The following is a 13,837-nucleotide window of genomic DNA, read 5'->3' on the forward strand; positions in this document are numbered from 1 at the left end:
ATTATTTCCCTTTGAATAACACTGTCTTTGTGCTCGTTTCTATCCTTTGAAAGTGCATTTATAGGCTTCTTTTAAATACATATGAGCTTCCACTGATGTCCTGTTCACACGGCTTTAACAAGTATCACCAATGGACAAATACTGATCTAGTTTTTCACGAAGAAAGCTTTTGCTTTGCAAGCCAACCATAGTTTCTACAACATAACCATCTTTAAAAATCATCAATGTTGGAATGCTTTTTACCCCATAGGTTGAAGCGATCTCTGATTCCTCATCAATATTTATTTTCGCAACGGAAGCCGAATGTTTCATTTCTCCAGCCAATTCTTCAACGATAGGCAGCTGACTCTGACATGGCCCGCACCAAGTTGCATAAAAGTCAACGAGTGTAACACCATGTTCAACTTGACTGCGAAACGTTTCTTTAGTTAATGTCAAAGTGTCCATTTGGCTTTTCTCCTTTATCTTTTTGCTAATATTTTATCTCGAATTCAGACTTAAGGGCTGATATCGATAAGTGTAGCAATAAGTATTTTCATTATGTTTGAAACCAGATTATTTCCGTTAATTAATCACAGTAACAAGACTATAAAAAATCAAGCCAATATTAATTCGGTACGGTTCATTACTTGAGTAATTGTATACTGACGCAAGATATTTATCGTTTCCTTTTCAACTTCACACAAAATTTTTTCAAGTTCACTAAACAGATTCTCATCCATTTTGCCGAGAGCTAGTTCAACCTCTTGTTCTACGAAGAAATTATTTATTGCAGAATAAACTTCACCTAAAGTTATTTCGTCCGCAGGCTTCCTCAAGAAGTATCCTCCGTCTCGGCCCAGTTTTGATTCGACGATACCTGCACTAGTCAACGCTTGCATCACTCGACGAACTACAACAGAGTGAGCCTTGATTAAACTTGCAATGCTAGAACTTGTCATTAAGCATTCGCTTTTGGCCAACCTTATAAGAACATGGACAGCAACCTTAAGCCGAGGAGGTCCAATATTTACTCTTAGGTTCGTTGTGCTCATTGTAATCACCTTATGTTTTATTACTGTAATTCCAATTTACTTGCCTTAGTTACTTTTAGCTCTCCTAGATTTTTTATACATCTTAACAAATATATAATCATTCGGTTAACTAGTCAACTGTATATCAGTCTAGTTGATTGAATTTCGAGATTAGCTGGATTTAAAAAGCCGTGCTATTACGCGGCCCTCCATTCATTTAATGCAATGAACTTCGATTATTTTCTTCAGATAATTCAAAGAATAAGGTCTGCATTCCATCTTTTTCTGCTTCAAAAATCAATTCTGTTGGCTGTTCAGCTTCAATAATGGCAAAATCGCCATGCATAAGCTGAAACGGTTGGCCATTCGTTGGATTATATAAGCAGCCATAACCTTGAAGGACTAAAGCAATACAACTTACCCCACCAGGAACAACTTGACAATAAGTACTACCTTGTTCTAATTTAATGTTCCATATAGTAGTACCGGCAACTGAGGTTAGTGGTAACTGGTCTCTCATCAACATATTTACTGTAGTTCCTTCATGCTGCCTTCGGGGAAAGACAACATCAAAATGACGGTAAAGGAGTTCTATATTTATCGTAGATAAGCCCCATGCCCAGTAAAATAGGGGACTTGCTCTTTTAACGAGCGCTTCTTGATGAGGATAACGAATAGCCTGTATTTTCCTATTTTTTCTTTGAGCATACCAGCCAATTCCTCTTTCTCGTATGGAGTAAATTTTGATTTTCACGATTTGCCTCCAACCTTACAAAGTTTCAAGATGATGACATGATTTGAGCGAATTCAGCAGCTTCAGCTAGCGTTTCCGACCATGTAGGATGTGCGTGAATAGTGAGAGTCAAATCATATACCGTGGAACACATCTCGATGGCCAAAGCAGCTTCTGCGATTACAGTTGCAGCTTCCGGTCCTGCGATGTGAACACCTAAAATCTGTTTCGTCAAATGGTCAGCGATGACTTGAACATATCCATCATTGGATTCCATGAAATGTGTACGTCCATTAGCGAAAAACAATGCTCGGCCAACAGATACCTTGAATCCCTTTTCAAGAGCTTGTTTTTCCGTCAAACCGACGCTAGCTATCTCCGGGTCCGTAAAGATGACCGAAGGGATGACTGAGGCATCCTTCGTCGAAGCCAGTCCAGCAATCACTTCAGCAGCCACTTTACCTTCATAAGTTGCTTTATGTGCTAGCATCGGATGACCCACAGCATCTCCTGCCGCGTATACCTTGGGATTCGTTGTGCGCAGCTGATTATTCGTAAGAATAAAGCCATGCTTATCAATTGCGATGCCTGCTTGTTGCAAATTCATATCAGCAATGTTCGGTATTCTTCCTACAGTGACTAGAACTTGATCAGCTACAAACGTTAGACGTTCCCCTTGAACGACAGCCTCGATAAGTACTTCTCCGTTTTCACGATGAAATTGAGATGCATATGTATGTAAATAAACATCAATCCCGAGCTTTTTTAGATTTTTAGTCAAGACACGTACCAATCCTTCATCGGTTCCAGATAATAATTGATTCGTACTTTCCAACACGATGACCTCGCTGCCAAGCTTTCGATACGCTGTCCCTAATTCAAGTCCGATATAACCGCCGCCGATGACCACTAATCTCTTTGGAATACGCTTAAGGTTCAAAGCATCAGTTGAGCTTAAAATATGATTTCCGTCAATAGGGAAAGCAGGAAGTTCGACAGGTATAGATCCTGTAGCCACAATACATTGTTGGAAACGGTACCGTTCACTTCCGTGTTCAGCAATGACACGCACCTCGTTCTCCGATACGAAAGCGGCTTCTCCCTGGACCACATGTATCCCGCTTCCTCTGATCTTTCCGGTTACACCTTGTGCGAGTTGATCGATAGCGGTCTGCTTCCAGACTTGTAATCGCTCCATTTCAACGGTAGCATTCATGAGAAGCATACCTTGACTGCTAGCTTGTTTCATTCTATGATACAGATCTGCTTGGGAAATGATTGCCTTGGAAGGGATACAGCCTTCATGAAGGCAAACGCCGCCTACTCTGCTTTTTTCCACCAGCGTAACAGACATCCCTAACAGTGATGCCCGGATCGCTGCCGCATAACCGCCGGGACCGCCGCCTATAATCAGGAGATCAGCTCCTACTGTAAATTCGCCTACGACCATCTCATCTCAACTCCAAAAGCTGTAGGATTGGATTCTCCAGATAGCTAAAAACATGTTGGTTGAACCTCGCAGACATACCTCCATCAATAACTCTATGATCAAACGTTAACGATACCGTCATGATGTCTCTAATGACAATCGAGTCCTCCCCCTGTACGACGGGTTTACGAGTAATTCGGCCGGTCGCCATTATCGCTACTTCCGGATAATTGAGAATCGGTGTGGCTAATTTCCCTCCAAAAGAGCCTATGTTACTGATTGTAAATGTACTGCCTTGGAGATCATCTACAAGCAGGGTCCGGTTGAGAGCTTTCTCCGTAAGCTCGGAAATTTCTGCTGCCAATTCCATTATGCTCTTGGTATCCGCATGTTTGATCACTGGGACCAACAATCCTTCTGGTGTATCTACAGCTATCCCGATGTTAAAATAACGCTTTAAAATAATTTCATTCGTATCCGCATCTATGACAGCATTCAGGTATGGATATTTTTTTAGTCCTGAAACAACCGCTTTGATAATAAAAGGCAAATAAGTTAGCTTAATGCCTTGCTCCGCCGCCAATGTCGCAGCCCCTTTGCGGATCTTCACCAATTCGCTAACATCCACGTCATCCATACCTGTGACTTGAGGAGCCGTGAATATAGATTGCACCATTCGTTCAGCGATTGTCTTTCTCAAGCCTCGTAGTGGAACCCTCTCTTCTAGAAGCACTAGAGAAGTTGGCGTATCTCTTCCCGAGTTCATTCCTGTCTTTGGCTGGACATTCAGTTTTTCATCAACCGCTTGCAAAACAAACGCTACTTGAGGAACAATTTTTTCTTTATATGCCCTCAAATCCTCCTCTAAGATACGACCGCCCTTACCTGTTCCTGTTACCGATTGCAGGTCAATCGCGAGCTCCCTTGCCAGTTTCCTTATATATGGTGTAGTTAGGATCGGCGAAAGCTTTTTGTCACTTCCCACCGATTGGAGTTGATGATCCGTTTGGTTTTCATTTATCGTTTCGAAAGCGAATACGACAGTGCCTACCCTAACTAACTCGCCCTCAAAGACGTTAATCTTTACCACCTTTCCGTGAACGGGAGATGGGATCTCGACGACAGCTTTGTCGGTTTGCATTTCAAGAATAACCTGGTCAGCTTGAACGACATCATCTGTTTTGACTAAAATCCGAACGATTTCCGCTTCGTGAATCCCCTCGCCAACATCAGGGAGTTTCCATTCAACATACATGGAGCAGTCCCACCTTCTGCATTATTGAATTACTTAGTAGCTGACCGTTTTGTGGACGGCATCAATAATTCTGGGTACGCTTGGAAGCCAAAAATCTTCTATTGACGGTACGGGGTATGGCGTATCATATCCAGTTACCCTTAGAATGGGGGCTTGCAGGGTGAGAAATGCATGTTCCTGAATTTGTGATATCACCTCTGCTCCTGTCCCTCCGTGTTTGACCGCTTCGTGGATGATGACAGCCCGGCCTGTTTTTTGAACAGACGTCAGGACTGTTTCCGTGTCCATTGGTGCGATGGTCCGCAAATCGATGACTTCACATGAAACCTTGTGGTGTTCTTGCATTTGTTGAGCTGCTTCAAGTGCCATTGGAACAGTCGGACCCCAGGCAATAAGGGTGATGTCATCACCCTTTTGAACAATATTGGCTTGGCCGATAGGAACTTCGTAATACACCTCCGGCACTTCCTCACGCCTTGCCCGATACAGATTCATCGGTTCGAGGAACAAAACAGGATCCGGATCTTTAATGGCTGCAAGCAGCAACCCTTTAGCGTCGTAAGGCGTGCTAGGCATGACTACTTTCAAGCCTGGCGTGTGCAGAAATAACGCTTCAAGACTATCCGAGTGCAATTCAGGTGTCCGTACACCGCCTCCGAAAGGTGCACGAATTACCATGGGCACATGATAACGACCTTGCGATCGGAAGCGCAACCTCGCTGCCTGCGAAGCGATCTGGTCCATGGTTTCATAAATAAATCCAAGAAATTGAATTTCTGCTACCGGCTTCATTCCGTTAACGGCGAGTCCGACCGAAGCACCCACAATCCCTGACTCCGCCAGTGGCGTATCAAAAACCCGGTTCTCGCCAAATTCCGCTTGCAAACCATCCGTTGCTCTAAAGACACCACCGTTTCTTCCAACGTCTTCACCCAGCACGACGACGCAGGCATCTTGCTGCATGGCGGTACGAAGTCCTTGATTTATGGCTTGTATCATTGTCATAGATGGCATTTGATCACCTCCGCTACATATAGCGCTGCATCTCTTCCTTTTGCTGAACGAATCGCTTAGGCATTGTTTCATATACATGATCAAATACGGTTGTTGGAATCGCTTTCGGAAGGCTTTCTGCTTTAACAACGCCGGCCTCTATCTCCTGTTTTGCTTGATCCTGAATGGCCCGCTCCACTTCTTCATTCCATAAGCCTTGATGCTGAAGAAATATTCGATAACGATTCAATGGATCGCGATTTTCCTTCCATTCCTTCCATTCTGCATGATCCCGATAACGGGTAGGATCATCCGCAGTCGAATGTGACCCTAAGCGATAGGTGACTGCTTCAATCAGCGTTGGCCCCTCCCCTCGGCGTGCACGTTGAACAGCCTTTTTCATCACTTGATATACGGCAAGCACATCATTGCCATCTACGCGCACTCCTTCGATCCCATAGGCTATCGCTTTTTGCGCAATCGTCGGTGTCGCCATCTGCTTGGAGGCTGGCAGGCTTATCGCCCACTGATTATTTTGACAGAAAAAAATAACAGGGATTTGTTGAACTGAGGCTAGATTCAACGCTTCATGAAAATCTCCTTCGGATGTAGCACCATCACCGAAATAGGTCGCAGAGATACTCCCCTCTCCTTTCATTTTGCTCGCCCATGCCGTCCCGACAGCATGAAGCAATTGAGCGGTAATGATAATCTGGATAGGGAATATGTTCAAGTGGCCAGGCATTTTACCTGCATTCGGATGCCCCATGCTGACCAACATCGCTTGTTCAATAGGAAGTCCGTGATACATCAGACCTGCAAGCTCCCGATAACTTGTTGTGATCCAATCGCGTTGATCCAGCGCAGCAAAACTCCCGATTTGTGCTGCTTCTTGGCCGCTGAATGGAGCATATGTCCCCACTCTCCCCTGCCGCTGCAGGTTAATCATTTTTTGGTCGAATGCCCTCGCCTTCACCATCCATGCGTACAAGCTAATCCATTGCTCAGATGATAAATCTGGCAGCTTTCCACAAATGATGCCGTGCTCATCAAGAACTCTTAGCAATGGATAGTTCGCTCCAATCGTTTCAGTCAACATCAGAATCCCTCCTGATACCGGTTTCGCGCTGCAACTCCATTAATGCGGCAGTTCTTGCAGAAACGCCATGTTCAGAAGCTGTCTTTAAGATCCTTTTCGTAGCATTTCCAATCACTTTTTCCAAGTACCCGTAGATCCCTTCTATCGATTCTTCAACTTGGAGGTCCAGAGCAGCGCCGAACAGTCCAGCTCCGCCTGAGTTCGCTACGAAATCGGGGATTACGCAGATACCACGATCATAAAGCGCCTTTTCAGCTTCCGCCGTTGTAGGCAGATTAGCCCCTTCTATGACCAATTTCGACTGCACACGGTTCACATTGCCAGCATGGATCGCATCCGCGATAGCCGCAGGTATAAGCATATCGACGTTGAAATCGATCCATTGCTCGCGATCAACTCGTGTATACTTGTCGTCCAACAAGGTACGGTCGATGACGCCTAGCTTGCTGCGCAAAGGTAAGAGCTCTTTGATCTCTATCCCATCTTCTTTGTAAATCGTTCCTAGCACATCCGAAATAGCCACAATCGTGCAGCCCAGCTTTTGCAAATACAACGCAGCACTCGCACCCACACTGCCAAAACCTTGTATAGCTGCAGTTGTTGTTTGTATGGCCTTTCCTAAAATGACTTCGGCCGCATGCTTCGCAGAAACCGCAACTCCATAACCTGTCGACACATCGACTAGCGTCATCCCTTCAACATCCAGCGATAGCAAATTCTTCAATCTAGTTGGAACCAGTTCTGCATTTGGATGCTTCTCAATCCATGCTTGCACGGGGCTTTGAATGCCGATTTCAGTAAGAATTCGATGGATATCCGCCTCCTTTGTTCCCAAATCTTCGCCGGTTGCCCAGCAATCTTGGAGAAACGGCCGATGTGCTTCAAGAAATCGCTTCAGGATGTCTAGCGCTTCGGGTGCTGCTGGATCATAATCAATGCCTCCTTTAGCTCCGCCGGAGGGCATATCAACCATGGATAGCTTCAAGGTCATGGTTCTAGCCAATCTCTCTACTTCCTGTGCATCCAATCCTTTACGCATGCGTATACCACCACCGCAATAGCCACTAAGCAATCGATCGATAACGAAATAACCTTTCACGCCAGTAAGGGGATCCACCCATTCAGTTTTTAGAAGAGGATGGTGCAGCAACATGTCCTCAACCTCCTTCATGTCTTGAATAAATATGTGAAAGCGACAATAGGAGTTCTCCCAAATATCGAGATGTTTGCTTTTCCTGCCAACACCAAAATAGAAGGATGAACTCCTGATGTACGTTTATTCAATAAAATTAGCTAATGGCTTATCCGCCATCGAATCAATCCATTCAATTGGTTCCTTCAAATAACAAAACGACAGTTTGCGCAAGAATGGCAATGCCATGGCGCAGTGCTTCCAGATTAAATGTCATCTGCGGATGATGCAGCCCCGGCTGTAAGCCGCACCCTAACCCGATCATGGTGGAGGCGATCTGCGGCCTTTCCATCGTATAGAAGTGAAAATCTTCTCCTCCCGGGGTGATTGGAGGCGAACTAACCCCATCGGAGCCGAGGACGCTCGATATCGCTCGCATTGCAACTTCTTCCATGAATGCATTTGGTACGGCAGCATACAAACGGGTCATAGGCTTCAAAATGACTTTAGAGCCGTTAGCACTCCCCGCATGAAGTACAGCATTGGTGATCTTGCTGACCAATAGATCCATCACTTCATTCGTTTGCGCTCTCACATCAATGGCGAATTCCCCAAGATCAGGAATAATGTTGACACTATCGCCTGCACAAATTTTTGTGACTTTGGCTGATGCGGATACCGTTGGGTCAACCTTAACCGCATTTACGGCTGAAACGATGGCGGCAAGCGCATCCACAACATTAATCCCCTGATTGGGTCGGGCGGCGTGTGCTTGAACCCCATGTACTTTGCCCATAATCTGGGTGGTAGAGCCATGGTAGATAGCCGGTGATGCCTGACCGAACGGGATTTCTTGCACAGGACGCAGATGGATGCCCAGCAGGCAATCCACATCCTGGACGATTCCTTTGTCGATCAGCGATTTCGCTCCGCGTCCCGTTTCTTCCGCCGGTTGAAAAATGACCTTTAACCGCCCTTTGGGACGAAAGCCGCACGCAAGCAATCCTTGTACAGCTAACAAAACCATCGTCATATGCGCATCATGGCCACAGGAATGGTTCGCTTTCCATTCCCCACCCACGTTCTGGTACAAGGCGTCGATATCGGCCCTTAAACCGATCGTTGGCCCATCCACGCCTCCATCCCAAACAGCAACGACACCCGTCTGATCGTTAAAGGTCTGATAAGGTAGCTTAATCCGATCCAGCTCTGCACATAGGAAGGCGGTCGTGTTCGTCTCCTGCCAGCTAACTTCAGCCAACTCATGCAAATGATGGAAGGTCGACTCAATAGTTTCTATGTTACCGTTCGTCCATGCCTGAATTGCATCAATCAACTTTATCCTTCCTTCCGTCCAACACATTAAAGTAACTTGGTAATTTGCCTATAACCAAAAGTAACTCTGCTAATTAAATTTCTATCATTACGGATGAAATGCAACGTCAAATTCATGCCTCTCATCGAGAAAGAAAACAAGTCTTTTTCAACCACTTGAATTGGGCAGCACTGGCTCTCCATAAATAACATCAGCTTGTTTTCCATCAGCTGAATTTGAATTTCCGTGCCTTCAGATGACCCATACTTCCCAGCGTATTCACTCAATTGATCAGCATCCAATTGCATATTTGGCAGGTTCATATGTGAGGCATGCACGTTTCGTCCCTCAAATATATTGAAAGCACTTGATAACAATGCTGCAGCAGGCGCTCCTTGCATATTCGTCAAAGCAACGCCCGTCAGTCCTCTCTCGGGAATGATACTTAAGTGTGCTTGAGCCCCTTTAATGCTGCCCCCATGTTCCACCAAGGTAGTGCCATGATAATTAGGCGTAATCATGAGACCGTAACCATAGTACTGACCATACTCGCATGGAATGTACGGAGTCAGCATCATCTTGACACTTACTTCACTAAGGATGCGTTGCTTGCCGACAAGTCCACCTGTCCGGTAAATATCTGCATATTTCAACATATCCTTCACCGTTGATTTCATAAAACCGGCGGCTCTCATGGACGGCGCATCCCACCATATAGGGGACGGGTAAACCTCTTTGTTGCCATCCTTTACTCTCATTCCAAATAGCATCGCAACATTATTCTGCTTGGTTAATTTATCCAACGAAAAAAAACTGTTGTTCATTCCGGCCGGTATCAGCAGATGTTGAGTGACGTAGTCTTCGTAGACCACACCTGCAATCCGCTCTATGATGAGTCCTAATAGGGCAAAGCAATCATTCGAATAGCTAAACTGTTCCCCTGGTGCTCCTAACAATTCAAAATCGAGATTAGCGATATAGTCAATGAGCTGTTGATAGGAATGAATCTCATGATCAACCGATTGTTTTAGCTGCCCGTACACCGTCTCGGCCGCATGAGGATCTTGATTCAAGCTGTTCTTCATGGCTGGGATCAAAGACGGAAGCGGCGGTAATCCCGCAGAATGAGTCATGAAATGATGAATGGTCATTTTTCCTACATGTTTTCCATCCTTCAACCGGAACTCAGGGATATACTTGATTACAGGGTCATGGACAGAGAGCTTCCCCGCTTCCTGCAACTGCATGATGGCAGCACAAGTTAACGATTTAGTAATGGAACCGATACCGCAAACCGTATCTGGTGTCATCATGAATTGTTTTTCCAAATCGCGAAAGCCAAATCCATGCGTAAATGTTAACAGACCTTCTTTTGTCAGTCCCACAGCTGCGCCAGGAACTAAGCTCTCTTCTGCCACTTTTCTCGCATGCTCGATATACAATTGTTTCCCTGCATCTGGACTCATCTTCGCATCCCCCTAGGTTTGCAAGTCATTACCCGTTCTTGTGCAATTGACGGGCTCCAAAAGAAACCCGGCTTACCGCGCCACCTTCATGACGGATAAAACGTATATGCCGATCCGTTCCTTTTACCGTAAATGCAAACCGATCTTCTCCCACTGCTCGCAAGTCAAAATATGCGCTGAGAAACTGAAGGACCAGTTGTCCGTTTTGGAGTTCAATTGCAATCTTCACACCCTCTCGGGACTCATAAATACCCACGTAGTCAGATAGAAGATGTGATGCTATAGAGAAGCTATTACAAGTGTACACCTGTGCATCCGCTGGCCTTGAATTTCTGCAATTAAACAATCCTGCCATAATCTCCCCAACCGGAACCCCTTCCAAATTGGTTAAAATGATCCCTGTTATATCACAGTCAGGAACGATAAACATTTGCGAAGCGATTCCTTTCAGCCCTCCGGTATGCTCAATTAAACGCATTCCTAAGTAATTCTCATGGATGCCAAGACCATAACCGTAATAGCGATTCGGATCAATTTGAACGAACGGTTTCATCATATCCTCAATACTTTGCGAAGAAACAATCCGTCCCTCCTGGGCCAACCCTCCTGTGCGAAAAATGTCCAAGTAGGTCAGCATATTCCTAATGGTGGACTTTAGAAATCCTGCCGCCCGCATGGCAGGAGCATCCCACCAGATGGGTGAAGCAACGATCTCCGTGTCTCCAAACACCAGTCCTGTCGCATACAGTGTTGCTATGTCAGTAGGACCATCCAATTCATCAAGAACAAATACACTGTTCGACATGCCTGCAGGCGTCAAAATTTGATCTTGGATACATTCCTCGTACGTCTTTCCACTGACTCGTTCAATGATTGCGCCTAACAAGGCATAGCCCTCATTAGAGTAGCTAAACTCCGTCCCCGGCGGCCCCAACAATTCAAAATCCAATCCAGACAAATACGCTATCAAGTCCTTATAATTCTCTATGGTAAAAGGTTCTTCAGCAATGAATCCCTTGAGCACCTCCTGGCCCGCTGGATCATTCATCATACTTGGCCTCATCGCATGAAAAAGTGTTGGCAGCGGCGGCAATCCTGAGGTATGGGTCATTAAATGATGAATCTTTATTTGTTCTACGAAACTATTTTTCAACCGAAGTTCCGGTAAATAGGTGATCACCTGATCGTGGACATACAATTTACCCGCTTCTTGCAGCTGCATAATCGCCATACAAGTAAACGATTTGGTAATAGAGCCAATGCCGAAGATTGTGTCCATTGTAACGCCCGTTTGCTCTTCGAGATTACGAAAACCAAATGCCTGCTGATAAATAAGCTGACCTTCTTTGGCCAAACCGATGGCCACTGCTGGAACTTTATTTTCTTCAATTAAACGTTGTGCATGCACTTCAAAAGAATCTACCCAGCGCTGATCTTCGTTGGTCACGACAGCATCGCCGCCTTCTCAATCACATAGTATTGAACGGGTTCATCACTCCGGATCAAACCGACAGCAGCGAAGCCCTTCAAAAACACATCTCTAAATTGCTTTCGTATTGCAAAACGCCATTCACTCGCGAGCGCCATGTCAAGCTGCTTTATGTTCTGAATCGATGTAGGAACCGGGATCAAATAACCGGATTTTTCACCAGCGCTCTTAAGCGATATTGGAGATGGGTTGACCCCACATACCTGCCAATCGATCAATCGATCGTAAGCTTTCCATCGCTCTTCCTCAAGAGCTGCACCTTGGGTGGCTGCAATGGCGCGATTGGAGTTCAGCTTCCATTCCACGATGCACCTATCGGAAGGAAGGCCACGATTGATCTGATCATTCATTTCGCCGTAATACGACTCCACATATGTCTTTACATATGCACCCAGCTTGCATAGATTCAGATACGCATTACGGCTTTCGAGCGGATCGTAGGTCCATAGCATTTTATCGTATCCAAGGGCAAGTGCCATGGTCCGCTGTTCGAATTTTAATTGATGCCCCATACCCAGATCGCGGTAATCAGGATGGATACCAAGCATATGCGAGTATAAGTAATTTTCCCCAGAGCGGTACCCGGGAAATCCGTAACAAAACCCAATCAGTTTCTCATGTAGAAACGCGCCTATCACAACACCGCCGTTATGAGCAGCAGCGATCAGTTGTCCTAGTGGAACAACACCTGCGCCCCATATCATATGTTGTAGCTCAATGATTTCTTCGATTTCCTTGACATCAGTTACGCTTCTATAGGAAACAGGTATTCGTCTCAAATTCCTCACTCCTACTCCATAAATCTCGCTTCACGAAGCAAATACTTTCTCATTACACTAGGATTAACCTCATATCCAATACCAGGATTATCCGGCACGGCCAGGATGCCTGGTTTCAGTAAGGCGACTTCCGGTGTTACGATATCTTCTGCCCAGTAGCGGTTCGATGCTGAAGTATCCCCGGGAATCGTAAAGTTAGGCAGCGAAGTGATAGCGATGTTATGCGCGCGCCCCACCCCTGTTTCCAGCATACCGCCACACCATACCGGGATATGATGCTGCTCACAGAGATCATGTATTTTCTTGGATTCGCTAAGACCACCCACACGCCCGATCTTGATGTTTATGATTTTGCAGCTATTTAATTCGATCGCTTTTCTAGCATCATCAACGGTATGAATGCTTTCATCCAAGCAAATCGGTGTGCTGAGTTCCTTTTGCAGTTTGGCGTGATCGATAATATCATCATGAGCCAGCGGCTGTTCGATCATCATGAGCTGATAATGGTCCAGCTCTTTCATGATAGCAAGATCAGTCATAGAATAAGCGGAATTAGCGTCCGCCATTAAGGGAAGCTCGGTGCCGAATTGCTTGCGGATTGCTTCTATCGGCTTGATATCAAAACCAGGTTTAATTTTCACTTTGATTTTTTTGTAACCTTCATCGACGAAACGTTCGACCTTCTTTAATACTGCATCGACCGTCGGTTCGATTCCGATACTGACGCCTACATCAATCGTCTGCTTCTTCCCCCCAATCGCAGCAGCGAGCGAAATGCCCTTTTGTTTGGCATATGCATCCCATACTGCCCCCTCGAGCGCTGCCTTAGCCATGTTGTTCCGCCGAATCGGCGCAAACAGACGAGATACGTCTTCTGGCGCAGTAATTTCCGCTGTTAACAAGCGAGGGATCAGGAGTTCCGCAAGTATATACCACACCGTTTCAATGGTTTCCTCGTTATACAGCGGATATTCCATCGCGACGCTTTCCGCATGTCCGACAACACCTTCGCTATACACACTAACGAGTACTAACTTTCGTAATTTCACCTGTCCAAAACTCGTCGTAAAAGCATCCAATAGAGGCATTTGTAATAGTCTCAGTTCTACCCGTTCGATTTTCAAGCGGTTCCCT

13 protein-coding genes are annotated in these 13,837 nt (G+C 45.5%); all 13 read right to left on the bottom strand.

Annotated elements, in window-relative coordinates; genetic code table 11:
- Nucleotides 1-114 precede the first annotated feature (114 nt).
- The 13 genes from trxA to menC all read right to left on the bottom strand — a co-directional run bounded on the left by trxA (nt 115) and on the right by menC (nt 13,827).
- Nucleotides 115-447: a thioredoxin gene (trxA, locus tag O9139_RS27205; protein WP_270884894.1), complete on the bottom strand. Its 333-nt coding sequence runs from the start codon at nt 445-447 to the stop codon at nt 115-117.
- Between the two features lie 149 nt (nt 448-596).
- Complete coding sequence (locus tag O9139_RS27210; RefSeq protein ID WP_270884895.1) at nt 597-1,034, bottom strand: RrF2 family transcriptional regulator; 438 nt, start codon at nt 1,032-1,034, stop codon at nt 597-599.
- A gap of 196 nt (nt 1,035-1,230) precedes the next feature.
- On the bottom strand, nt 1,231-1,767 hold the full coding sequence (locus O9139_RS27215) for a hypothetical protein (protein ID WP_270884896.1): 537 nt from the start codon (nt 1,765-1,767) through the stop codon (nt 1,231-1,233).
- Nucleotides 1,768-1,792: 25 nt separating this feature from the next.
- Nucleotides 1,793-3,196: a dihydrolipoyl dehydrogenase gene (lpdA, locus tag O9139_RS27220; protein WP_270884897.1), complete on the bottom strand. Its 1,404-nt coding sequence runs from the start codon at nt 3,194-3,196 to the stop codon at nt 1,793-1,795.
- 1 nt (nt 3,197) lies between these two features.
- Nucleotides 3,198-4,430 (bottom strand): dihydrolipoamide acetyltransferase family protein, encoded by a 1,233-nt coding sequence (locus tag O9139_RS27225; protein ID WP_270884898.1) that lies wholly within the window; start codon nt 4,428-4,430, stop codon nt 3,198-3,200.
- 33 nt (nt 4,431-4,463) lie between these two features.
- A complete protein-coding gene (locus O9139_RS27230) occupies nt 4,464-5,444 on the bottom strand; it encodes an alpha-ketoacid dehydrogenase subunit beta (RefSeq protein WP_270884899.1) in 981 nt (326 codons plus the stop codon).
- A 13-nt stretch (nt 5,445-5,457) separates the two neighbouring features.
- Nucleotides 5,458-6,522 carry a pyruvate dehydrogenase (acetyl-transferring) E1 component subunit alpha gene (gene pdhA, locus O9139_RS27235; protein ID WP_270884900.1) on the bottom strand — a complete coding sequence of 355 codons (1,065 nt, stop codon included), beginning with the start codon at nt 6,520-6,522 and terminating at the stop codon, nt 5,458-5,460.
- Nucleotides 6,512-7,675: a Glu/Leu/Phe/Val family dehydrogenase gene (locus O9139_RS27240; protein ID WP_270884901.1), complete on the bottom strand. Its 1,164-nt coding sequence runs from the start codon at nt 7,673-7,675 to the stop codon at nt 6,512-6,514. The genes pdhA and O9139_RS27240 overlap by 11 nt, the downstream gene beginning before the upstream one ends.
- Nucleotides 7,676-7,847: 172 nt before the next feature.
- Nucleotides 7,848-8,990, bottom strand: a complete 1,143-nt coding sequence (locus O9139_RS27245; RefSeq protein WP_270884902.1) for a M20 peptidase aminoacylase family protein — start codon at nt 8,988-8,990, stop codon at nt 7,848-7,850.
- Between the two features lie 26 nt (nt 8,991-9,016).
- Entirely contained in the window at nt 9,017-10,435 is a 1,419-nt protein-coding gene (locus O9139_RS27250; RefSeq protein WP_270884903.1) for a serine hydrolase domain-containing protein, read from the bottom strand.
- Between the two features lie 28 nt (nt 10,436-10,463).
- The gene (locus O9139_RS27255; protein WP_270884904.1) at nt 10,464-11,882 is read right to left on the bottom strand and encodes a serine hydrolase; all 1,419 of its coding nucleotides are present in this window, start codon (nt 11,880-11,882) and stop codon (nt 10,464-10,466) included.
- Nucleotides 11,879-12,703 carry a GNAT family N-acetyltransferase gene (locus tag O9139_RS27260; RefSeq protein ID WP_270884905.1) on the bottom strand — a complete coding sequence of 275 codons (825 nt, stop codon included), beginning with the start codon at nt 12,701-12,703 and terminating at the stop codon, nt 11,879-11,881. Before O9139_RS27260 ends, O9139_RS27255 begins: the two co-directional genes overlap by 4 nt.
- Nucleotides 12,704-12,714: 11 nt before the next feature.
- Nucleotides 12,715-13,827 carry an o-succinylbenzoate synthase gene (gene menC, locus O9139_RS27265; protein ID WP_270884906.1) on the bottom strand — a complete coding sequence of 371 codons (1,113 nt, stop codon included), beginning with the start codon at nt 13,825-13,827 and terminating at the stop codon, nt 12,715-12,717.
- Nucleotides 13,828-13,837 lie beyond the last annotated feature (10 nt).

It is taken from the genome of Paenibacillus aestuarii (genome assembly GCF_027789125.1).
Lineage (GTDB): Bacteria > Bacillota > Bacilli > Paenibacillales > NBRC-103111 > Paenibacillus_E > Paenibacillus_E aestuarii.